This is a genomic window from Cohaesibacter sp. CAU 1516, from assembly GCF_005771485.1.
Lineage (GTDB): Bacteria > Pseudomonadota > Alphaproteobacteria > Rhizobiales > Cohaesibacteraceae > Cohaesibacter > Cohaesibacter intestini.
This window is the reverse complement of the sequence record NZ_VANT01000003.1, coordinates 122,481-144,149: the sequence shown is the minus strand read 5'-3', so window position 1 is coordinate 144,149 and position 21,669 is coordinate 122,481. Positions and strand designations below refer to the sequence as shown.

Genomic DNA, 21,669 nt, shown 5'->3' with positions numbered 1-21,669 from the left:
ATGGCTTGCCTTCCTGTATCGAAGCGGGTAGGCGAAGACATGTCGAAATTTGATGCCATCCCCTTGCCTGATCTTCCCATTCGTGAAGCCCTGCCGTCTTTGTTGAGCGCGCTGGGTGATGCGGGCCGCGCGGTGCTGATCGCTCCACCGGGCGCGGGCAAGACCACCTGCGTGCCGCTCGCCTGCCTCGATCAGCCATGGCGAGAGGGAAAGATCATCATGCTGGAGCCGCGCAGGCTGGCCGCCCGTGCCGCCGCCCGCCGCATGGCCGAGCTGTTAGGCGAGCCGGTTGGCAAGCGCGTCGGCTATCGCGTCCGCATAGAAAGCCGCATCTCGAAAGACACGATCATAGAAGTGGTCACCGAAGGGGTCTTTGCCCGGATGATCGTCGATGATCCGGGGTTGGAAGGGGTCTCATTGGTGCTGTTTGACGAGTTTCACGAACGCAGCCTTGATGCCGACATGGCGCTGGCCTTCACCTTGGAAGTGCAAGCCGCCCTGCGCGATGATCTGCGTCTCGTTGTCATGTCGGCCACCCTTGATGGCGGTCGCGTCGCCTCAATCCTTGACGATGCGCCGATTGTCCAATCCATGGGCCGCACCTTCCCTGTCGAGACCCGCTATCTGCCGCGCAAACCGCAAGGCCGGCTCGAGGATGCCGTCACCGCCGCCGTCATGCAGGCCTTGGAGGAAGAGGAAGGATCCCAGCTTGTCTTCCTGCCCGGTCAGGCCGAAATCCACCGCACCGAGGAGCGTCTCGCCAAGCGCCTGCCAAAGGACATCCTGCTTGCCCCGCTTTATGGCGCAATGGATGGCAAGGCGCAGGATCTCGCCATCCGCCCCGTTGGCGCAGGCAAACGCAAGATCGTACTGGCCACCTCGATCGCCGAAACCTCGCTGACCATCGATGGCGTCCGGGTGATCATCGATGCGGGGCTGGTTCGCCGACCGCGCTTTGAACCCAATCTGGGCATTTCGCGACTGGAAACCGTCCGTGTCTCCCGCGCCAGCGCCGACCAGCGACAGGGCCGCGCTGGCCGGACCGAGCCCGGTGTCTGTTATCGTCTGTGGGACAAGGGGCAAACCGCTGCCCTGCCGGCCTTTGAGCCGCCGGAAATTCTCGAAAGCGATCTCTCCCGACTGGTGCTTGATCTGGCTTTGTGGGGAGAGAGCGACCCAACCAATCTCAAATGGCTTGATCAGCCCCCGGCTGCCGGATGGAGCGAGGCGGTCAAGCTTCTGACGGATTTTGGTGCCCTCGATGACAAGGGCCTGTTGACCGCCCATGGCAAGGCCATTGCGACCTTGCCTCTGCCGCCGCGTTTGGCCCATATGCTGGTGCTCAGTCGCAGGCAGGGGGGCGAACCTCTGGCTGCCCGCATCGCGGCTTTGCTGACCGAAGGCGGCCGCATGCGGCACAATGATCTAAGACGCCTGCTGCAGGATCTCGACAGCAACCGCCTGCCTAGGGCCAGAGACATCAAGGCCTTGGCCAGCCGCTGGAGCAAGGCATCTGGCAAAGGCGCAATCCCACCCGAAGAAGCTGGATCCATTCTGGCACTGGCCTATCCCGACCGCATCGCCATGCGGCGCGGCGCGGCGGGGCGCTATTTGCTGGCCTCTGGGCGGGGCGGGGTGCTCGACCCGGAAGACCCGCTCAACACCGAGATGTTTTTGGTGGTGGCGGACTTGCAAGGTGCTGCAGGCAATGCCCGCATCACGCTGGCAGCCCCGATTGACCGCAAGACGGTGGTCGACAACTTTGCCGACCTGATCACTCAAGAAGAAGCTGTCACCTATCATCGCCAGACCGGAACTGTCTCCGCCAAGCTCGAAACTCGCCTTGGTCGGATCGTGCTGGCAGAAAAGCGCTTGAAGCAGCCATCCCCGGACGCCATCAGCGCAGCCCTGATTGCCGCCATCCGCAAGGAAGGCCTGCGGGTCTTGCCCTTCTCGAAGGAAACCCAGCGTTGGCGCGGTCGCATTCGCTTCGTCGCCGAGCGGGAGGAGGGTTGGCCAGACTTTTCCGATGCCGGGCTGTTGGAAAGTCTCGAGGATTGGTTGCAGCCCTTCCTTGCCGGCAAAACGGCCCTGTCTGACATCACCAGCGGCGATCTCCAGTCGGCTCTGCAAGCCCAAGTCCCCTATGACCGCCTTGCTTCGCTGGATGCTGTTCTGCCGACCCATTTTGTCGTGCCGACAGGCTCGAAAATACCGATTGATTACGGGGCAGAAAATGGACCGGTTCTGGCCGTGCGGGTGCAGGAATTGTTCGGTCTTGATAGCCATCCGTCCATCATGGGTGGCAAATTGCCCCTGTTGCTGCATTTGCTCTCGCCCGCCCATCGTCCCTTGCAGGTCACCCGCGATTTGCCGGGCTTCTGGCGTGGCTCATGGAAGGATGTCAAAGCCGACATGCGCGGCCAATATCCGAAGCATGTCTGGCCCGATGATCCGTTGACGACACAAGCAACACGGCGGGCCAAACCACGGGGCAAATAGGGGTAACCGCGCTCAAAGGGGAAGCGAGCGTGAAATCACCAGCGCGAAAGAAACCCACCAAAGGCGATTCATAGCGCTTTGAGTACGCGAAAAGCGGTCTTTTTGCCGACTGAGTCTCTTGTTCAACGCTCCGATTGACTTGTTTTTGACGACATCAGTGTGAAAAAGGCAGGAAGTTCGCACGATCGTTCAAGTTATCAACTGTCAAAAAGTCGCACAAAAGGCAACGGTTGTATATTGAATGATCTCAAAAACAGATCATTGATCCAGACTTGTTCGGCGGATGATCGCATTTTGGCGTAGGTGTGGACGCAAAAAGCGTGCTTAACCCTCCGGATAAACCCTGAATACAGAATGTCGCAGCGGCATATGCATCAATTGCAGTCCTTGGCGTGAAGCAATGCGCTATCACGATGGGGGAAATAAAATTTTCTGGCTGCAATCAAGGGCGGACCGTGCCAGACTAACGTCCAATGCCGCCCCTGCGGACTATCAGGCGCTGCCAATTTCGGGCGGCTTGGACTGAAGCGGGGCAGGGCATGACGAAAATCGTTCGTCAGATCGGTTCAACAAGCATAACAGATATCGACAAAAGGGGTTTTACATGTTGCGTCAATTTATGGGTGCCGCTGCTTTTGCTGCCGCAATGGCTGCAAGCGCTGCATTTGCTGCAGACATCAATCCTGCCGTTGTCTATGACCTCGGCGGCAAGAATGACCAGTCCTTCAACCAGTCCGCTTATGCCGGCGCTGAGAAATACAAGGAAGACACCGGTAGCGCTTACCGCGATTTTGAAATTCAGAATGACACCCAGCGCGAACAGGCCATGCGCCGCTTCGCTAAAAAAGGTCACAACCCGATTGTCGTTATCGGTTTCTCCCATGCGGAAGCATTGAAGAAAGTGGCACCGGAATTCCCGGAAACCAAGTTTGCCATCATCGACATGGTTGTCGATCTGCCAAACGTCCGCTCCGTGGTCTTCAAGGAGCATGAAGGCTCCTACCTTGTTGGTCTTTTGGCTGCCAAAGCGGCCAGTTCGGGCAAAGTCGGTTTTGTTGGCGGCATGGACATTCCGCTGATCCGTGCTTTTGCCTGCGGCTACAAGCAGGGTGCCAAAGCAGCCAACCCGGATCTGGAAGTGTTTGAAAACATGACCGGCACCACTGGCGCTGCATGGAATGACCCTGTGAAGGGTGGCGAACTGGCCAAATCCCAGATCGATCGTGGCGCTGACGTGATTTATCATGCTGCTGGCGGCACGGGCGCTGGCGTCCTGCAGGCAGCCGCTGACGCTGGCAAACTGGGCATTGGTGTTGACTCCAACCAGAATGGCCTGCATCCGGGCAAAGTCCTCACCTCCATGGTTAAGCGCGTCGACATCGCTGTCTACAAAGCCTTCAAAGATCTGGCCGACGACAATTGGAGCTCGGGCATCAACGTGCTTGGTCTTGCTGAAGGCGGCGTGGCATGGGCTGACGATGCCAACAACAAGGACCTGATCACCGAAGACATGCGTGCTGCTGTGGCTCAGGCGTCCAAAGACATTGTCGAAGGCAAAATCGTTGTGCATGACTATCGTGCCGACAATACCTGCCCATTCTAAGGCAATCTGCTTCAACGCCCCGCTTATTTCGGCGGGGCGTATCCCAGAGACACAAAGAGACACAACACGACGTCGCCGTATCCCCGGAGACGCCGGATAAGCCGAAGGGCCACACGGTCCGTTGGGAAACGCCCACCCACACCGCTGATGCCATGCGCTGACACCACGTTTGTGGTGAAAGACGCTCAAGCGAAAGCGGGTCCTGAATCTCTGTGACCGGAGTGTTGGCCAGAACCGCTTCTGACCGACCAGACAGAAATGCCGGGAGGGGTTTGAAATGGGGAACATGACTTTGCATTTGGACGAGACGACGCAAAAGCAAGGCGGAAACACTGAAGGTGGGGCCGGCAACGGGCCGACTGATCCCGTCGCAGCCATTCGCCTGGAGGGCATCGAAAAGCGCTTTGGCCCCGTATATGCCAACCGGAACATTGATCTGACGGTCAATAAAGGCTCGATCCATGGGATCATCGGCGAGAATGGCGCGGGCAAATCCACCCTGATGTCGATCCTCTATGGCTTCTATCAGGCCGACGCTGGCGACATTTTTGTCAATGGCCGGAAGGAACTGATTTCCGACAGCCAGAAGGCGATCAGCATCGGCATCGGCATGGTGCACCAGCATTTTATGTTGGTCGATAATTTCTCGGTTCTGGAAAATATCGTGCTTGGCGCCGAAGGCGGAGCGACGTTGGCTGGCGGTTTTGCCAAGGCCCGCAAGGAGCTTCGGCGTCTGGCAGACGAATATGAGTTGAACATCGACCCCGATGCGCTGATCGAAGATCTGCCGGTCGGGCTGCAGCAGCGGGTCGAGATCCTCAAAGCGCTTTATCGGGGTGCCGACATCCTGATCCTCGACGAGCCGACCGGGGTGTTGACCCCGGCTGAAGCAGACCATTTGTTCCGCATTCTCGAACAATTGCGCGATCAGGGCAAAACCATCCTGCTGATCACTCACAAGCTGCGTGAGATCATGGCGATCACCGACGAAGTATCGGTTATGCGCCGTGGCGAGATGGTCGGTCATGTCCACACCAAAGACACCTCTGTTGAGGCGCTGGCCGAAATGATGGTCGGCCGTCGGGTCCTGCTGCGGGTGGAAAAGGGTGAGGCCAATCCGGGCAAGGAAGTCCTCAAGGTCGAAAATCTCACCGTCACCGACAAGCGTGGTGTCGATCTGGTCAAGGATGTGTCCTTTTCCGTGCGCGCAGGCGAGATTGTCGGCATTGCTGGGGTGTCTGGCAACGGTCAGAGCGAGCTGATAAAAGCCATTGCCGGGATGATCCGGGCCCGCTCGGGCCGGGTGCTGCTCAATGACGAGCCGATTGGCGTTGCCGAGAACGCCGACGCCTTGGAGCTGCGCCATCGTGGCATGGCCCATGTGCCTGAAGATCGCCACCGCACCGGTCTTGTCACCAAGTTCCCCGCTCGGGAGAACATGATTTTGGGCTATCAGGATCAGGAAAAATATGGCAAGGGCCTATTCCTTGATCTCGATGCCATTTTGGCGGAAACCCAGCATCATATGGAGGATTTTGACGTCCGCCCGCCGGATCCGCATTTGAAGATGGCCAACTTTTCGGGTGGCAACCAGCAGAAGCTGGTGCTGGCCCGCGAAATGGAACGCAATCCGGATATTTTGCTGGTGGGCCAGCCAACCCGCGGCGTCGATATCGGGGCGATTGAATTCATTCACAAGCGTCTGATCGAAATGCGCGATGCGGGCAAGGCGATCCTGTTGGTGTCTGTCGAGCTCGATGAAATTCGCTCCCTTTCCGACCGTGTGTTGGTGATGTTTGCGGGCAAGGTGGTTGGCGAACGTCCGCCGACGGCCTCCGAGCAGGAGCTGGGTCTGATGATGGCGGGTGTGGAAGACACCTCCAAGGTCCAATCACACAAGGAAAGAGCTTCGCAAGAAGCCAAAGGAGGCGAGAAATGAGTGCTCCCCTTGCAAAATTGCCCAAATGGGTCGATTACGGCCTCATCCCTCTGCTCAATCTGACCGCAGCCTTTCTGGTGTCCGGTCTGGTGGTGCTGTTGATCGGTGAGAATCCACTCGAAGCGGTCTACTGGCTGGTGCAAGGCTCGCTTGGCTATGGCGAAGGCGTCGGTTTCACCCTTTATTACGCCACCAACTTCATTTTCACCGGTCTTGCAGTGGCGGTCGCTGCCCATGCTGGCCTGTTCAATATTGGCGGCGAGGGGCAGGCCTATTTTGCCGGCCTCGGCGTGGCACTCGCCTGTCTGGCGCTTGATCATTATGTCCCATGGTGGATTACCTTTCCCTTTGCCCTGATGGGCGCGGCTTTGTTTGGGGCGGCTTGGGCGGCGATCCCGGCCTATCTGCAGGCCAAACGTGGCAGCCATATCGTTATCACCACCATCATGTTCAACTTCATCGCCTCAGCGGTGATGGCTTATTTGCTGGTCGAAATTTTCAAGCAACCGGGCTCGATGCAGCCGGAAAGCCGTACCTTCCTTGAAGGCGGACGTCTGCCATTCATGCATGACGCTCTGGGCTGGTTCGGTATCAAGGTGGCGAAATCACCACTTAACCTGTCCTTCGTGGTTGGCCTTGTCGCTTCGGCTTTGGTCTGGATGATGGTCTGGCGCACCCGCCTTGGCTATGCCATTCGCACCATCTGCACCAACCCCGATGCTGCCGTCTATGCCGGTATCAAGGTGCCGCGCATCATTATCATCACCATGATGATTTCCGGTGGCCTTGCCGGTCTGATGGCGCTGAATGAGGTAATGGGCGTGCAGCACCGCCTGCTGCTCGATTATGTCACCGGCTATGGCTTCGTTGGCATTGCGGTGGCCTTGATGGGCCGCAATCACCCGGTCGGCATCCTTCTGGCGTCCTTGCTGTTCGGCATGCTCTATCAGGGCGGGGCCGAGCTGGCCTTTGAAATGCCGAAGATCACCCGCGACATGATCATCGCCATTCAGGGTCTGGTCATTCTGTTTGCCGGGGCCATGGAGCATATGTTCCGCCCGGCTCTCATCCGCCTCTTTGCAGCCTTGGGCTCCAAAGATGTCATGAGCGAAGCGTAAGGGAGAGCGATCATGGATTTTCTGATTACCCTCACCCTGATCCTCGATTCTGCCGTTCGCTTGTCGGTGCCTTTGCTCTTGGCCTGTCTGGCTGGCCTTTATTCCGAGCGCTCCGGTGTGGTCGATATTGGCCTTGAAGGCAAGATGTTGGCCGGGGCCTTCGCCGCCGGGACCGTTGCCGCGCTCACTGGCTCGGCTTGGCTTGGCATGGGGATGGCGATTGTCGTCTCGATCTTCTTTGCGCTGATCCACGGTTATGCCTCGATCACCCAGCGTGGCAACCAGATTGTCTCTGGCGTCGCCATCAATTTCGTCGCTGCCGGTCTCACCGCCCTTTTGGGGCAGGCATGGTTCTCGATGGGTGGCAAGACCCCACAATTGCAGCGCGAAGCCCGCTTCAATTCGATCGATCTGCCCTTTGCCGAAAGCCTCAAGGATGTGCCGATCATAGGTCAGCTCTATTCGGAATTGATGTCGGGTCACAATCTTCTTGTCTATGTCGCGGTGGTCGCCGTTGCCGTGACCTGGTGGATCCTGTTCCGCACCCGCTTCGGTCTGCGCCTGCGGGCGGTTGGCGAAAATCCCGGCGCAGTGGACACCGCAGGCATCTCTGTTGCCTGGTTGCGTTATCGCGCCGTGATGATCACCGGTGCACTTTGTGGTCTGGCAGGCACCTACCTTGCCATCGCCCAGTCGGCAGGCTTTTCCAAGGACATGACCGCTGGTCGTGGCTTCATCGCGCTGGCCGCCCTGATCTTTGCCAAATGGAAACCGGTCAATGCGTTGGGCGCCTGCTTCCTGTTCGGCTTCCTTGATGCGGTGGCCATTCGCATGCAGGGCGCCAGTTTGCCACTCGTCGGTCAGGTGCCGGTGCAGTTCATGCAGGCCCTGCCTTACATTCTGACAGTGATCCTGCTTGCAGGCTTCATTGGTAAGGCCATCCCGCCCAAAGCCAGCGGCACCCCTTACACCAAGGAACGCTAGGAGTATCAACCAAAGATGTCCCCAGTTACGGTGTCTACAAACGTTACCGAACAGAGCCTGGAGCTCTTGCGCCTCGCCCAAAAGGCACGACTTCAGGCCTATGCACCCTATTCACGGCTTCTGGTCGGGGTCGCCTTGCGCACCCGGGCAGGGAGTGTTCATGCGGGTTGCAACATCGAAAATACGGCCTTCCCCGAAGGTTGGTGTGCCGAAACCTCGGCCATCTCTGCCATGATCATGGCTTGTGATGGGGTGGAAAGTCGCGAGATTGTCGAACTGGTGGTGATTGCCGATCACACACCACCCATCACCCCATGTGGCGGCTGTCGTCAGCGGATCAAGGAATTTGGCGGACCGGACACAATTGTCCATGCCGCCGATCTTGACGGCATCAAGCAGAGTTTTCTGCTTGGTGATTTGCTGCCCGCAGCCTTCGGTCTTTAAATTCATCAAGACGAGCAGGGCGAGGCCCGAAGGCGATCAGCCATAAGGGGCCATTGCCCGCCTCGCTCTCATTCAGTTCATTCCTGCCATCCCTCAGAGGGTGACGGCAGGCGCAATACAGGAGAAGCGACAATGACCATCAAGGGTCTCGCTCACGATGCCGCGCAACGCATTCTCGACAAAATCAAGGGCCCCATCGAGGTCGGCATGGTGCTGGGCTCCGGTCTCGGCACCTTGGCCGATGAAGTGGAAAATGCCGTTCGTTTTCCTTATCACGAGCTACCGGGCTTTCCGGTTTCCTCTGTCTCTTCCCATGCTTCCGAGCTGGTGGTTGGCACATTGATGGGGGTAAAGGTTGCTATTCTTGCGGGTCGCGCCCATTTCTATGAGCGTGGAGACGCAACCATCATGAAACAGCCTTTGGCGACTCTGAAGGCGCTGGGCTGCGATCACATTCTGCTGACCAACGCGGCGGGGTCCCTGCGCGAGGAAATCGCTCCCGGCGAGTTGATGCTGATTGACGATCATATCAACTGGTCCGGGCGTTCACCCTTGATTGGTGTGGAAACCGACGATCGCTTTGTCGGTCTGACCGAAGCCTATGACGCCCAACTCCGCTCCAACCTCACGGTGGCGGCCGCCAGCGCCTCGGTGGATCTCAAGTCCGGCGTCTATGCCTGGTTTTCCGGGCCTAACTTTGAAACGCCAGCGGAAATCCGCGCCGTGCGGATGCTGGGGGCCGATGCCGTGGGCATGTCCACTGTGCCAGAGGTCATTCTCGCACGCTGGATGGGGATGCGCGTTGCTGCCATTTCCACCATCACCAACTATGGCGCAGGCATGACGGGTACCGAATTGTCTCATGAAGAGACCAAGGAAGTGGGCCCTATCGGAGCCCAGAAGCTGATCAAGGTCATTCGGGCCTATTTGCAGGCACTGGCTGCCTGACAGGCGCGTTATAAAGAATAAACAAGACGGAAGAGCGTCTCGCGCGTCCCAGCGCGAGGCTTGTCTTTCTGTCTTTCTAAGAAACAATTGGCCAAAGGCCACACTGTGAGAGACGCATCCATGGATAACAAGCAATTGGCTGCAAAAGCCATTTCCCTGCTCGATCTGACCAATCTTAACGATGATTGCGACGAGGCCGCCATTGAGGCGCTTTGCCAAAAAGCCCAGACCCCACACGGCAACACCGCAGCAGTCTGCGTCTGGCCCCGGTTCGTCGCCAAGGCGAAAAGCTGCCTTGAGGGGACCGGTATCAAGGTCGCGACTGTGGTCAATTTCCCTCACGGCGGCGATGATCTGTTCGCCACGATCGAGGAAACCAAAGCTGCCATCGCCGATGGCGCTGATGAAATTGATCTTGTCTTGCCATACAAGACATTTGCCAATGGCCGTCGTGGCTATGGCGAAACCATGGTGGTCCGTGTCAAGGAAGCCCTGTCGGGCGATGTCAAACTGAAGGTCATTCTGGAAACCGGCGAGCTGAAAGACGCGGACGTCATCCGCGAGGCTGCCGAAGCGGCCATTGCAGGCGGAGCGGATTTCATCAAGACGTCTACGGGGAAGGTCGAAGTCAATGCCACCCCGGAAGCCGCCGAAATCATGCTCGATGTCATCGCCCAGAGCGGCAAGCCCGTTGGCTTCAAGCCAGCAGGTGGCGTCCGCACCTTGGACGATGCCGCCACCTATCTCGCTATCGCCGAGAAATTTATGGGGTCCGACTGGGCAACGCCTGCCCATTTCCGCTTTGGCGCCTCTGGTGTGCTTGATGCGCTTTTGGCTGTCATGGACGGCAAAGAGGCCGAAGCAAGCGAGGGCTATTGATGCTACCTCAGGAAATCATTCGCAAGAAACGCGATGGCGGCACACTGACTGCGGCGGAAATCCAGTTCTTCGTCGATGGCATCACCTCAGGCGATGTCACCGAAGGTCAGATTTCGGCCCTTGCCATGGCGGTCTATTTTCAGGGCATGGAGCTCGATGAACGGGTGGCGCTAACCTTGGCCATGCGCGATTCCGGCACCGTGCTGGATTGGTCCGAGCTCGACGGCCCGGTGGTCGACAAGCATTCAACCGGCGGGGTTGGTGACAACACCTCCCTGATGCTCGCCCCGGCATTGGCCGCTTGCGGGGCCTTTGTGCCGATGATTTCCGGTCGCGGCCTTGGTCATACCGGCGGCACGCTGGACAAGTTCGATTCCATCCCCGGCTATGTCACCCAGCCCGACAATGACCTATTCCGCAAGGTAACCAAGGAAGTCGGCTGCGCCATCATCGGACAGACCGCCAATCTGGCCCCTGCCGACAAGCGCTTTTATGGCATCCGCGATGTCACCGCGACGGTGGAATCGATCCATCTGATCACCGCCTCGATCCTGTCGAAAAAACTGGCTGCCGGTCTGCAAGGCTTGGTGTTGGATGTCAAATCCGGCTCCGGTGCCTTCATGCCGTCCCATCAGGACAGTGTCGCGCTGGCCAAAAGCCTCGTCACGGTTGCCAATGGGGCAGGGGTGAAGACCTCGGCGCTGATCACTGACATGAATGAGCCGCTGGCCAGTGCCGCAGGCAATGCGATCGAAACGAAAAATGCGGTCAATTTCCTCACTGGTGACGCCATCGATCCGCGCAATTGGGACATCACGGTCGCGCTGTGCACCGAAATGTTGCTGATCACCGGCTTGGCCGCTGACCGCGCAGAAGGCACGGCCAAAATCGAGGAAGCCTTCCGCTCCGGGGCTGCGGCCGAGAAATTCAGCCAGATGGTCACCGCTTTGGGTGGCCCGGCTGACTTCATTGACAATATGGAAGATCACTTGAAGCTGGCGCCCTTGGTGGCTGATATTCATGCGGATGGTGAGGGTTTCGTCTCCGCAATTGACACGAGGCAAGTGGGCATCGCCGTGGTTGAACTGGGCGGGGGCCGCGTGCGCGCTGCTGACGCCATCGACCATTCCGTCGGCCTCGACAATCTGGCAGGCCTTGGCGACAAGATTGACGCTCATCGCCCGATTGCTCGGGTCTATGCCAACAGTCAGGATCAGATCGACGCTGCCGCTGCCCGCATCAAGGGTGCCTATCGCCTCGGCGATGCGCCGGTCGAAAGCGGCACAGTCTATCAGATCATCGATCACGACACTGAGTAACGACAACATAAAAACAAGCGGGTCGAGCGGTCCGTCACAAATGAATAGACCGGTCGCTCCCCGAAATATAAAGGAGGTGCGTTATGGCACGGGCATTTCTACTGGTTCTCGATTCCTTCGGCATCGGCAATGCACCCGATGCGGAGCAATATGGGCGTCCAACCTCGGACAAGGGGTCGAACACGCTCGGCCATATTGCTGAACGGTGCGCACGAGGGGAAGGCGACCGTCAGGGCTTGCGCTCCGGTCCGCTGAGCATCCCAAATATGGACCGGCTCGGCCTTGGTCTGGTGGCGGAAAAAGCCGCCGGCAAGCGCCCAGATGGCCTCACCTATCAAGGTGAGCCGACGGGGATCTGCGCCAATGCGGTCGAAGTCTCCAAAGGCAAGGACACTCCGTCCGGCCATTGGGAAATTGCCGGGGTGCCGGTGCCGTTCGATTGGGGCTATTTCCCGGATACCAAACCCACCTTCCCACCTGAACTGACCCAAGCCTTTCTTGAGAAAACCGGCCTGCCGGGCATTCTGGGCGACAAACATGCCTCCGGGACAGTGATCATCAACGAGCTGGGCGAGGAAAGCATCCGCACCGGCATGCCGATCTGTTACACCTCTGCGGACTCGGTCTATCAGATCGCCGCCCATGAAGAGCATTTCGGCCTTGAGCGGCTCTATGAGATCTGCGAAATCGCCTATGATCTGGTCGCCCCTTACAACATCGGCCGCATCATTGCCCGTCCTTTCATCGGCGAGACGCCAGCCGATTTCGAACGCACCGGCAATCGCCGCGATTTTTCCGTCCTGCCACCGGAGCCGACCTTGCTCGACCGGGCCAAAGAAGCGGGCCGCAACGTGCTGGCGGTGGGCAAGATATCGGATATTTTCGCCGCCCAAGGAGTGACGAAGAAGATGAAAGCCACCGGCAACCCGGAGATTTTTGAAACCACCCTCGAAGCCATCAAACTGGCCAAGGATGGCGATCTGGTCTTCTCCAACCTTGTCGATTTCGACATGCATTTCGGCCATCGTCGCGATGTGCCGGGCTATGCTGCCGCGCTTGAATATTTCGACCAGCGCATCCCGGAACTTCAAGCCATGCTACAACCCGGCGATATGGTCATCCTAACCGCCGATCATGGTTGTGATCCAACCTGGCAAGGTACAGACCATACCCGTGAGCAGGTGCCTGTGTTGATCTTTGGTCCTGACATCAAGGGACGCTATGCAGGCCAGCGAGCCACCTTTGCCGATATTGGCGAGATGGTCGCCGACCATCTGGGCCTTGCGCCGGGCAAACATGGCCGCTCCTTCCTGACGGAAAACTGAGCATCCACACAGCGCCTCATCAGACCCGCCGGTCGCCCATCGCGCCCATCGGCGGGTTTTCTGCACTTGGTGCGAAGCCCAGCGGTCCCCAAAACAAAGCCAGTAAAACAAAGAAAAAAACAAGGAAATGCCATGCAAGGAAAGACCATCAAAGACAATGCGATCACACCAAGTGGGCGAAGCCTTTTGAAAGCCGAGCTGCATCTCCATCTCGAAGGCGGCGCCCATCCCGAACTTGTCCGCAAACTGGCCGCCCGTCACGGCAAGAATCTCGATCACTTCATGCGCGATGACGGCACTTACATCTGGTCCGATTTCACCACCTTCCTTAAATGCTGGGACAAGGTGGCCGAGGTCATTTGCACGCCCGAAGATTATGCCGACCTGACCGAAGACTATCTTCTGCGCAACGCTGCAGAAGGCTGCTTCTATACCGAATTCTTCATCTCTCCCGACCATGTCGCCCTGCTGGGCATGTCCTATGATGATTTGCTGGAGGGGGTGGCAACGGGCTATGAGCGGGCGCGCGCCACTTGCGTGGCTGATGGCTTCCCCATTGATGCCCGTTTCATCGTCACCTGTGTGCGCCATATGGGGCCGGAAAAAGCGGTTGGCGTCGCCAAGACCGTGGCTGCCAAGCCCCATCCTTTGGTGACGGGCTTTGGCATGGGCGGCGACGAACGCATGCATAGCCAGGAAGCCTTTGCTCCAGCCTTTGCCATCGCGGCGGATGCCGGTCTTCTTTGCACCACCCATGCAGGGGAGTTTGGCGGGCCACAAAGTGTCATCGACGCCCTTGATCATTTGCCAGTCAAACGCATCGGCCATGGGGTGCGCTCGATCGAGGATGCAGATCTCATCAAGCGGCTCGGGGACGAGGGCATCGTGCTTGAAGTCTGCCCGCATTCCAACGTGGCGCTGGGGCTCTATCCAGACCTTGCCACCCACCCACTGCCAAGGCTGATGGATGCTGGAGTGCTGACCACCATATCATCCGACGACCCTCCCTTCTTTGCCACCACCATTGGCAAAGAGTATGACTCGCTCGCTGCGCTCCATGGCTGGCAAGAATCAGAGATGAAAGGCTTCACCCGCCGCTCGCTTCAGGCCGCTTTTGTTGATGAAGAGACGCGAGACGGCCTCCTCGCTCGCCTTGATGCGTCCTAAGGCGCAATTGGAACCAAAGGGCAGGCCAGAATCCGGTTCATCATCGCAGATGTGCACCGCTGGCAGCTTGCCCTTTTCCACGTCCTTGGGCTAAGAATGGCAAAATTGGCCATTAGCGAAGGATATGAGAGCAATGAAGCAGGTCACCGTCGTCGATCATCCGCTTGTCCAGCACAAGCTTACCATCATGCGTGAGAAAGACACCTCCACCGCTTCCTTCCGCCAGCTGCTCCGGGAGATCTCGCATCTGCTGTGCTATGAAGCCACCCGCGAGCTGGCAATGACCACCAAAACCATCGAGACCCCTCTGATGGAAATGAATGCCCCGACGCTGGCTGGCAAAAAACTGGTCTTTGCTTCCATCCTGCGCGCGGGCAATGGTCTGCTTGAAGGCATGCTCGATCTGGTTCCATCCGCCCGCGTCGCCCATGTGGGCCTTTATCGCGATCCGGTGACCTTCGAAGCCGTTGAATATTATTTCAAGGCACCAGAAGATCTCGAAGACCGTCTGGTGATTGCCGTTGATCCGATGCTGGCAACTGCCAACTCGGCCATTCTGGCGATCGAAAAGCTCAAAGAGCGCGGCGCACAGAATCTGCGCTTCGTCTCTCTGCTGGCCGCCCCTGAAGGCATCAAGGCCTTCACCGAAGCCCATCCGGATGTGCCGATCATCACCGCAGCGCTCGACAAGAAGCTGAATGAGAAAAATTACATCCTGCCGGGTCTGGGTGACGCCGGTGACCGGATGTATGGCACCAAATAAGCATCATTGCGGGCAACAATCTGCAAATGAAACAATGAGAGCAAGGCCTGAGCATCCGCTTCAGGCCTTGTTTACTTTATGGGCCAAAAAACCGGTTGGTGCTGCCGCGACTTAACGACTTTTCCGTGCCGTGCCCGTCATGATGAACCAACGACGGACGGAAAAGAGAGGCATCCATGGCGCGCTATCTGATCATGGCGATTTTGGCGATTGGTATCTTCACCCAGATCCCCATGCTGGCCAGTGACTGGCTCAAGACCAATGGCTATCTGGAAAGCGACGCGGTCGAAGCCAAGAGCACGCAGGTCTCGCCGAACGGATCGCAATCTTCCTATCACCAGAGCAGCGTCAAACGGGTCGGCAAGACCATCCTCAAGGCCAACAAAAACGGCCATTTCTTCACCCGTGCCCACATCAACAACAAATCGATCCGGGTGCTGGTCGATACCGGCGCAACCATGATCGCGCTGAGCTATGACGATGCCCGCCGGCTTGGCCTTCGGCCGACAAGGTCGGACTTCACCATCCCGGTCAACACGGCCAATGGCCGGACCTATTTCGCCAGCGCCAAGCTGCGGTCCGTCCGCGTTGGTCGAACCGAAGAGCGCAACATCAAGGCAACCATCGCACCTGAGGGTGTTTTGGATATCACGTTGCTGGGCATGAGCTATCTGAAACAGCTCAAGCGGTTTGAAATCAGCAACGGCAAGCTCGTCCTCGAAAATTGACTAACCCCGGCAGAGCGCGAGAGGGTGACGGCACAGGGTGTCCCGCCACTAGAGCCCGACGTCCAGTCAAATGGCAAAGCCATGGCGTTTGAGATCTTCTGCCAGCCAATAGGGGCTGCGGAAATGATGGGCGTGCATGCCAACGGCCCGTGCGCCAGCCACATTCTTCTCGCTATCATCAATGAACAGGCAGTCAGCAGCCTCAAGGCCATTGCGCTCTAGCAAACGCTGATAAATGACCGGATCAGGCTTGATGACCTTCTCCTCACCGGAAATGACAATGTCCCTGAACGCGCGCAGCGTCGGGAACCGCTCTTGTGCTTCAGCGAAGGTGTCAGCAGCAAAATTGGTGATTGCGTAAAGCGGCACGCCCTGCTCTTCCAGCCGTTCCTTGATCAACACGGCCCCGGCAATGACCCCCGGCACCGTGTCATGCCAGCGGGCGCGAAAGGCGCGAATTTCCTGCTCATAATGAGGAAACTGGCCGATCAGGTCGTCTTCGGCCTCGCACCAGTCACGGCCCATATCCTGCTGCAAATTCCAGTCTGCCAGCCCGGTCTCATCAATGAAGGCCTGGGTCGCCGCCCGGTCGGGGAAAAAGGATTCATAGAGAAAATGCATATCCCATCGGATCAATACATTGCCGATGTCGAAAACCACAATAGTCGGATTCTTGGTCATAAAAGCCCCATTATTCGCCGTCAGATTTGAGCAATGTGACGTGGTGTTTTGCCATCCTGTTGCAATCCGGCCAGCAAGGGTCGGACGGCTCCGGGGGGCAGAAAGTTTCAGGCAAATCGCTCTGTTTGGCGCGCTTTTCAAAGGCGCTTCACATGCCGAGCGTGATTGATCCTGAAGCCGTAACACAGCATGATGTCCAATATATGATTCGAACTTCAAAAAACGCGGTATTGAGTGACAATGGGAAACTTTCGGACAAGCCACGGGTCAACACGCCAGCACTGGCCTTTGTTGGCGGCCTCATGGCTGGTGTTGTTGCTTGTGGTCTGCATGCCTGTGACCGGCTTTGCGCAAGGTGCCGTGGAAACACGCGCTTTGCCTGCACTACCCACGCAAACCGACCCGAATCTGACAGGCACGGCTGATCCCGATGTGACAGGCCAGCCCGATACAACAGCCGCGCCGAATAGTGCGTCCATTGTGGACTTGTCCCAGCCCATGCCTGACAAGGGGAGCGGAGCCGAAAATCCGGTTGATCTGACAGACATGCCAAAGCCGTTGCGGATCGGGATGGTTGCCGAGCGCGGTGTTGCCTATTTGCAGGGGCGCATCGAGCCATTTCGGCGCTATCTGCAACAAAGCCTCAGTCAGCCGGTCGAAGTGGTCGGCTTTCGAGCCATGCAAGCGCTGATTGCCGCGCACACATCCGGTCAAATTGACTATGCCATCTATCCGGCCAGCACCTTTGCCATGGCCCATGCCTCCTGCGGCTGCCTGATGCCTTTGGTTGCTCCCTTTTCGACACAGGCACCCGATGGCATCTATATGTTGCTGGTGGTGCGCGGGGATAGCAACATCCGAACGCTGGCGGACATGACTGGCCGCTCAATGGCCCTGTCGTCAAAGTCCGGCGCGCTGCCGTTCTATGTCGCCCTGCATGAACTCGGCTTGCAGGGGCTCAATCCCGAAAGGGATCTGTCAGCGCTCTATCGCCGCGAGACCCCGCAGGATGCCCTTGACATGCTGGAGAAAGGCGAAGTGGATGCCGCCCTTGTCTGGTCAACAACCCAGTTCAACCAGTCGCTCTTTACCAGCGAAGGCGCGGTGGCTGCCTATCTGGCAGCCAAGAAGACCAGCCGCAACCCCAATCCCGCCCAACCGGATTTCCTCTCCATCTGGCGCTCAAGACCGATCCCAGCGGGCCCTCATGCGGTCCATAATCAAATGCCCAAGCAACAAAGGGCAGAGCTGATCAGGATATTGAAACGCATGAAGCAGGATGACCCGGATGCCTATGATGCGGTCGAGCGCTATTATGATGCAGGCTTTCAGTCCGTCACACTGGAAAGCTATGCGCCGCTGATTGCGGTCGCCACGGCGCGCTGAGCAGACGGGTGAGACACGGCAAACCGGATGGCCAACAAAAAAGGCGCTGATCTTGTGATCAGCACCCTTTTTTGTACGGGACGGCGGAGCTTGATCCGCTTACTTCGCCGCAATCTCGGCTGTCAGACGCGGCACCATGATCGCCTTGTCCTTGAATGTCATGCCACCAAAGATGCTGTTGCCAATTCTGGCTTCGAAATCGATCTCGGCTGCCGCCATGACGTAGAAGGAGTTTGGCACGACCAACCCCGCAGGCAGGGCATAGGGGTCAAGCTCAGCAGTGCCGTGATCCATATCCTTGACCTTGATGATCTTCTTGTTGGCATCCACTTTCACCCCGATCAGCCGCACCCGGTAGGTCAGGTTGTCATAGGGATAGAGAAATTCCTTGATGATCTCATTTTTGAGAATATTGAACTTGTCCTCTGACAAGTTGGTGCCTTGCGTGGTCAGGTCAGCAAGCAGCGTGGCGGCCTGGTTGGCCTTGTTTTTTACCAGAACCGCATTCAATGCTTCCCACGAAAGCGGAATGACCACCGCCAGCAGGATGGGCATGACGATGGCAAACTCAACCGCTGACGTTCCGCTCTCATCGCGTCGGAATGACTGGAAGCAGGATCGAATTTTCGCGAAAAATGTCATGGCTTTATCCTGTCTGAACTGCGCGTGATCGCTCATGTTGACTCTCTAGAAGGGCTCATTGCGGAACACGGTCCGGGCCGTCAGGATGAGTTCCTTGTTGGGAAAGGAACTGAAGGAGTTCAGAAGCGTCACATATTCTGTTGCCGGCAGATAGGCAGAGACAATGACATAGTCGCTGCCCTCGCCCGGTTTGTATTTTTCTTTGGTCTTGTCCGGCAGGCCGTTGGTAAATGGTTTGTCTTGCGACACATCCTTGAGGTCCGGAGCGCTGTGAACATCCAGAACCAGATTGTCCAGGCAATTGTCCTTGCTGAACACAACCTCGTCACAGACCAGCGCCTTGAAACCGGTTTTGGTGATCCCTTGCGCGTCGATCTTGCCCACCCGGATCTGGCGCCCCATTTCGCTGACCGCATCCTCCAGCGAAATGGTCATCACATAGATGTAACCGAAAAACAGGCTAAGGCCGATGGTGATGATGAAGGGGACGGCGAGAATGGCAAATTCAACAGCCGTTGCACCGGACTCATCTGTGCAGAAGAATCGCCGGACACCTTGCCCGAACTGGGCGCGCAGTCTGCCAAAGCGGCTATTGCTGACCATTCCGGACCTTTTTGACGATGCATGCATATGCCATTCCCCTTGACCAACAGACAGCTTTGTCGCGTTTTGTCTGAACAGATGATGCTTCCAACAGGACAAGCGCGCCGGACAGCGGCATCTCACCCCACCGCACTCAGAGTGGACAGTGGAATGAAGACGCATCTCTGGCGCGAATTCTGGTTAAGAATGACAGGAAAGAGTTTAGGAATGATTGGGAAAGGTGGTTAACGGCAAGCCCACGACGAAGGCTGAGAAAATGCAACTGTTAATGGGAGAGGGGGAAACACCCCCTTCTTGCTTCGTGGACCGCGCCGGGAAGGGACAATGCAAAAGAGGCTGGAATTGTGCCGAACGGTGGGGTTGGCGCCATGTGCCCCTATATATAAAGCAAAAGGCACGGAAGACCGTGCCTTTGGAATTGGGGTCATACAAGAGGTAGAGGACTTATTCGTTGCCATCGATCTCGATTTGCTCGCCCTTTGACATCCGCTTGTAGGTCTCGATCTGCTGGGCCAGTGCCACGGAGTGTTTTTCCTCGTCACCCATGCGATAAACAGGTGAACAGTCCGGTGCGCAATTGAGAGTTTGCCGTGTCACACCCTTATACACCGTTACGCTGTTCTCGTTGGCCGCAGACACATTAAGCAACTCATCGGCAATCGGCTCCCCTTCAGCATCCAGAACAATCAGGTTGGTCGAGCCATATTGCTTGCCGGTGATAATCAGGGTTTGGCTGTCCTTGATCGTCGCATCCGCAATGGCCGGGTTGCCGATAATGATCATCGCAGCGGGCCGAGAGACACGCATCACCTTGGCACGATCCACCTTCACGTCGATCACCGGATAGGATTGCGCAAGGCTGAGGGAAGGGGCCAACGAGCCGCCAGCCAGAAGCAGAGCAAAGAGTGCGGACGCAAATTTCATTTCAACCTCCGAAGGGCACCGGTTCTTCCGGCGTGATTGCCCATACTTCCCACATGGTTTGTGCACCCCGTCAGCGGTTGCAATCTCATTGAACGGGATTGAACACAAAGTGCATTCATACCTGTGGTTTGCACAACCAACTGTTTGGCGACGACAAAACAGGCCCTAAAAGCCTGAACATTCATGCCAATCATGGAAAAAAATGGTGAAGGAAGCCTTAAAGACACCGGGAAGTGAGAATTGGAAGCCCCAAGTTTGGTGACTGCATGTAAAAGAGTTGGGCTTCTATCCATCTCTCATGCAATATTATTTGTGTTTAATTTGACGATATGATCGGATGATTTTAATAAATATAAGTATAAATTGACCTTAAAGGGTCAATTAACCATGCTTTTGTTGGATTAATATATCATTTAGGCTTATGCGTTGTATGTAAAAATTTAACCATGACTTACCGATGGTTGCGATTGAGCGAGTGTTATTGTGATATTTAACCAGTTAGAAAGAGATTTGCCCTAAAAGTATTCTTGTCTGAGGGGCGCAGTCAAAACGCAATAAAAGCAAAAGCCGCCAGACGGAAGAGCTGTCAACAAATGGAATTTCTAGGAGTCCAAAATGAAACTTTTTGCTCGCTTTATGAAAGACGAATCTGGTGCAACCGCTATTGAATACGCTCTGCTCGCTGGCCTGATTGGCGTTGGCATCGTGACCGCAGCCGGTAACCTCGAAGGGTCCATCACGTCCCTGTTCGGCACCATCAAAGGCAAACTGGACGCTGTGAAGTAATGTCCAGCTGGCAATGCGCCGCTTGCTGGCGCGCCGGTCTTGATTGGAAAAGGGCTGCCTCAACGGGCGGCCTTTTTTCGTCGATTTGGAAGATTGTATCAAGAAAATCAATGCTTTGATAACGATTTTCCCGCATGATCTTTGCGACGGGCGCAAGCTCTGTTTGAAGATATCCAACCGACGGGAGCCTATGACATGATCGACACCATCTTTGCCTGGGCCTTGCTTTTGTTTGCGCCGCTGGTCTTTGCCTATGCTGGCAGCTCGGACATCTTCAATATGCGCATTTCCAACCGGGTGGCCCTCATCTTCATGGTGCCATTTCCGCTTTTTGCCTATGGCATCGGTATGGGCTGGACCGAGGCCTTTACCCATCTTGGTGTGGCCGTGGTGACTTTGGTCATCTGTTTCGGCCTCTGGATGGTCAAGGCGATTGGCGGTGGTGATGCGAAGTTCGCAGCTGTGGCCTCCCTGTGGCTCGGGCCTGAACTGGCATTGCTGTTCTTTGCATTGACGTCCGTCTATGGCGCCTTGATGGGGATTTTCTTTCTCTATTTTCGGTCCCAGATGCTACCCAAATTCCTCATCCGGACGAACTGGGTCTATCGCCTGCACAGCATCAAACGCATTCCTTATGGTGTTGCCTTTGCCATTGCAGGCCTGCAGATCTATGCGGGATCGGACTGGATGCAGACCGGCATTCGTCTGGCGATATCCTGACCCGAAGCGCCTTCAACCGTACCATCTGATCGAACGCTCGGCCGTCTTCGTCCGGGCGTTTTGTGCGTCTACCCTTAAGTCTCGCCTCCCTCTTTGCCGCAAAATGCGACTTTAACGGCATATTAAGCACGCTCGCTTACTTGTCGTTAACCATAAGTGTTGGACACTACAGCAAAGGAGCAGGTGCGCCTGTTGCTGACTGTCATCG

The 21,669-nt window shown here is 56.9% G+C and carries 20 protein-coding genes; 16 read left to right on the top strand and 4 right to left on the bottom strand.

Features of this window, described 5'->3' with window-relative positions:
* Window positions 1–39 precede the first annotated feature (39 nt).
* From hrpB to FDK21_RS10300, 13 genes are all read left to right on the top strand, one after another.
* Complete coding sequence (gene hrpB / locus FDK21_RS10360) at window positions 40–2,502, top strand: ATP-dependent helicase HrpB (protein WP_138148450.1); 2,463 nt, start codon at window positions 40–42, stop codon at window positions 2,500–2,502.
* A 604-nt stretch (window positions 2,503–3,106) separates the two neighbouring features.
* A complete protein-coding gene (locus FDK21_RS10355; RefSeq protein ID WP_198662755.1) occupies window positions 3,107–4,105 on the top strand; it encodes a BMP family ABC transporter substrate-binding protein in 999 nt (332 codons plus the stop codon).
* A gap of 277 nt (window positions 4,106–4,382) precedes the next feature.
* The gene (locus FDK21_RS10350) at window positions 4,383–6,044 is read left to right on the top strand and encodes an ABC transporter ATP-binding protein (protein ID WP_246657548.1); all 1,662 of its coding nucleotides are present in this window, start codon (window positions 4,383–4,385) and stop codon (window positions 6,042–6,044) included.
* On the top strand, window positions 6,041–7,162 hold the full coding sequence (locus tag FDK21_RS10345) for an ABC transporter permease (protein ID WP_138148449.1): 1,122 nt from the start codon (window positions 6,041–6,043) through the stop codon (window positions 7,160–7,162). Before FDK21_RS10350 ends, FDK21_RS10345 begins: the two co-directional genes overlap by 4 nt.
* A 12-nt stretch (window positions 7,163–7,174) precedes the next feature.
* Window positions 7,175–8,146 (top strand): ABC transporter permease, encoded by a 972-nt coding sequence (locus FDK21_RS10340; RefSeq protein ID WP_138148448.1) that lies wholly within the window; start codon window positions 7,175–7,177, stop codon window positions 8,144–8,146.
* Between the two features lie 15 nt (window positions 8,147–8,161).
* Window positions 8,162–8,590 (top strand): cytidine deaminase, encoded by a 429-nt coding sequence (locus FDK21_RS10335; RefSeq protein ID WP_138148447.1) that lies wholly within the window; start codon window positions 8,162–8,164, stop codon window positions 8,588–8,590.
* A 132-nt stretch (window positions 8,591–8,722) separates the two neighbouring features.
* Window positions 8,723–9,538 carry a purine-nucleoside phosphorylase gene (locus tag FDK21_RS10330; RefSeq protein WP_138148446.1) on the top strand — a complete coding sequence of 272 codons (816 nt, stop codon included), beginning with the start codon at window positions 8,723–8,725 and terminating at the stop codon, window positions 9,536–9,538.
* Window positions 9,539–9,658: 120 nt separating this feature from the next.
* Window positions 9,659–10,417 carry a deoxyribose-phosphate aldolase gene (gene deoC, locus FDK21_RS10325; protein ID WP_138148445.1) on the top strand — a complete coding sequence of 253 codons (759 nt, stop codon included), beginning with the start codon at window positions 9,659–9,661 and terminating at the stop codon, window positions 10,415–10,417.
* Window positions 10,417–11,736 (top strand): thymidine phosphorylase, encoded by a 1,320-nt coding sequence (gene deoA, locus FDK21_RS10320; RefSeq protein WP_138148444.1) that lies wholly within the window; start codon window positions 10,417–10,419, stop codon window positions 11,734–11,736. Before deoC ends, deoA begins: the two co-directional genes overlap by 1 nt.
* A gap of 83 nt (window positions 11,737–11,819) precedes the next feature.
* On the top strand, window positions 11,820–13,061 hold the full coding sequence (locus FDK21_RS10315; RefSeq protein ID WP_138148443.1) for a phosphopentomutase: 1,242 nt from the start codon (window positions 11,820–11,822) through the stop codon (window positions 13,059–13,061).
* A gap of 132 nt (window positions 13,062–13,193) precedes the next feature.
* Entirely contained in the window at window positions 13,194–14,228 is a 1,035-nt protein-coding gene (locus tag FDK21_RS10310) for an adenosine deaminase (protein ID WP_138148442.1), read from the top strand.
* A 133-nt stretch (window positions 14,229–14,361) separates the two neighbouring features.
* Complete coding sequence (gene upp / locus FDK21_RS10305; protein WP_114007640.1) at window positions 14,362–14,991, top strand: uracil phosphoribosyltransferase; 630 nt, start codon at window positions 14,362–14,364, stop codon at window positions 14,989–14,991.
* A 176-nt stretch (window positions 14,992–15,167) separates the two neighbouring features.
* Window positions 15,168–15,719 (top strand): TIGR02281 family clan AA aspartic protease, encoded by a 552-nt coding sequence (locus tag FDK21_RS10300; RefSeq protein WP_138148441.1) that lies wholly within the window; start codon window positions 15,168–15,170, stop codon window positions 15,717–15,719.
* 66 nt (window positions 15,720–15,785) lie between these two features.
* Here FDK21_RS10300 and FDK21_RS10295 read toward each other — a convergent pair whose 3' ends face one another.
* Entirely contained in the window at window positions 15,786–16,400 is a 615-nt protein-coding gene (locus tag FDK21_RS10295; protein ID WP_138148440.1) for an HAD family phosphatase, read from the bottom strand.
* Between the two features lie 240 nt (window positions 16,401–16,640).
* Between FDK21_RS10295 and FDK21_RS10290 the strand changes: the two genes are divergently transcribed.
* On the top strand, window positions 16,641–17,786 hold the full coding sequence (locus FDK21_RS10290; protein ID WP_138148439.1) for a PhnD/SsuA/transferrin family substrate-binding protein: 1,146 nt from the start codon (window positions 16,641–16,643) through the stop codon (window positions 17,784–17,786).
* A gap of 99 nt (window positions 17,787–17,885) precedes the next feature.
* On the opposite strand, the gene FDK21_RS10285 is transcribed toward FDK21_RS10290, so the two are convergent.
* The 3 genes from FDK21_RS10285 to FDK21_RS10275 form a co-directional block, all read right to left on the bottom strand.
* The gene (locus FDK21_RS10285; RefSeq protein ID WP_171022025.1) at window positions 17,886–18,428 is read right to left on the bottom strand and encodes a TadE/TadG family type IV pilus assembly protein; all 543 of its coding nucleotides are present in this window, start codon (window positions 18,426–18,428) and stop codon (window positions 17,886–17,888) included.
* 45 nt (window positions 18,429–18,473) lie between these two features.
* Entirely contained in the window at window positions 18,474–19,031 is a 558-nt protein-coding gene (locus FDK21_RS10280; RefSeq protein ID WP_171022024.1) for a TadE/TadG family type IV pilus assembly protein, read from the bottom strand.
* A 444-nt stretch (window positions 19,032–19,475) separates the two neighbouring features.
* Window positions 19,476–19,955, bottom strand: a complete 480-nt coding sequence (locus FDK21_RS10275) for a pilus assembly protein N-terminal domain-containing protein (RefSeq protein ID WP_114007634.1) — start codon at window positions 19,953–19,955, stop codon at window positions 19,476–19,478.
* Between the two features lie 615 nt (window positions 19,956–20,570).
* Here FDK21_RS10275 and FDK21_RS10270 point away from each other — a divergent pair.
* Both FDK21_RS10270 and FDK21_RS10265 read left to right on the top strand, forming a co-directional pair.
* Window positions 20,571–20,741: a Flp family type IVb pilin gene (locus FDK21_RS10270; protein ID WP_114007633.1), complete on the top strand. Its 171-nt coding sequence runs from the start codon at window positions 20,571–20,573 to the stop codon at window positions 20,739–20,741.
* A 195-nt stretch (window positions 20,742–20,936) separates the two neighbouring features.
* Complete coding sequence (locus FDK21_RS10265; protein WP_114007632.1) at window positions 20,937–21,461, top strand: prepilin peptidase; 525 nt, start codon at window positions 20,937–20,939, stop codon at window positions 21,459–21,461.
* The last annotated feature ends 208 nt before the right edge of the window (window positions 21,462–21,669 follow it).

Bases quoted from the DNA above. Each gene is read 5' to 3' on its own strand.
- hrpB (WP_138148450.1), top strand. From the start codon at position 40: ATGTCGAAATTTGATGCCATCCCCTTGCCTGATCTTCCCATTCGTGAA.
- FDK21_RS10355 (WP_198662755.1), top strand. From the start codon at position 3,107: ATGTTGCGTCAATTTATGGGTGCCGCTGCTTTTGCTGCCGCAATGGCT.
- FDK21_RS10350 (WP_246657548.1), top strand. From the start codon at position 4,383: ATGGGGAACATGACTTTGCATTTGGACGAGACGACGCAAAAGCAAGGC.
- FDK21_RS10345 (WP_138148449.1), top strand. From the start codon at position 6,041: ATGAGTGCTCCCCTTGCAAAATTGCCCAAATGGGTCGATTACGGCCTC.
- FDK21_RS10340 (WP_138148448.1), top strand. From the start codon at position 7,175: ATGGATTTTCTGATTACCCTCACCCTGATCCTCGATTCTGCCGTTCGC.
- FDK21_RS10335 (WP_138148447.1), top strand. From the start codon at position 8,162: ATGTCCCCAGTTACGGTGTCTACAAACGTTACCGAACAGAGCCTGGAG.
- FDK21_RS10330 (WP_138148446.1), top strand. From the start codon at position 8,723: ATGACCATCAAGGGTCTCGCTCACGATGCCGCGCAACGCATTCTCGAC.
- deoC (WP_138148445.1), top strand. From the start codon at position 9,659: ATGGATAACAAGCAATTGGCTGCAAAAGCCATTTCCCTGCTCGATCTG.
- deoA (WP_138148444.1), top strand. From the start codon at position 10,417: ATGCTACCTCAGGAAATCATTCGCAAGAAACGCGATGGCGGCACACTG.
- FDK21_RS10315 (WP_138148443.1), top strand. From the start codon at position 11,820: ATGGCACGGGCATTTCTACTGGTTCTCGATTCCTTCGGCATCGGCAAT.
- FDK21_RS10310 (WP_138148442.1), top strand. From the start codon at position 13,194: ATGCAAGGAAAGACCATCAAAGACAATGCGATCACACCAAGTGGGCGA.
- upp (WP_114007640.1), top strand. From the start codon at position 14,362: ATGAAGCAGGTCACCGTCGTCGATCATCCGCTTGTCCAGCACAAGCTT.
- FDK21_RS10300 (WP_138148441.1), top strand. From the start codon at position 15,168: ATGGCGCGCTATCTGATCATGGCGATTTTGGCGATTGGTATCTTCACC.
- FDK21_RS10295 (WP_138148440.1), bottom strand. From the start codon at position 16,400: ATGACCAAGAATCCGACTATTGTGGTTTTCGACATCGGCAATGTATTG.
- FDK21_RS10290 (WP_138148439.1), top strand. From the start codon at position 16,641: ATGGGAAACTTTCGGACAAGCCACGGGTCAACACGCCAGCACTGGCCT.
- FDK21_RS10285 (WP_171022025.1), bottom strand. From the start codon at position 18,428: ATGACATTTTTCGCGAAAATTCGATCCTGCTTCCAGTCATTCCGACGC.
- FDK21_RS10280 (WP_171022024.1), bottom strand. From the start codon at position 19,031: ATGGTCAGCAATAGCCGCTTTGGCAGACTGCGCGCCCAGTTCGGGCAA.
- FDK21_RS10275 (WP_114007634.1), bottom strand. From the start codon at position 19,955: ATGAAATTTGCGTCCGCACTCTTTGCTCTGCTTCTGGCTGGCGGCTCG.
- FDK21_RS10270 (WP_114007633.1), top strand. From the start codon at position 20,571: ATGAAACTTTTTGCTCGCTTTATGAAAGACGAATCTGGTGCAACCGCT.
- FDK21_RS10265 (WP_114007632.1), top strand. From the start codon at position 20,937: ATGATCGACACCATCTTTGCCTGGGCCTTGCTTTTGTTTGCGCCGCTG.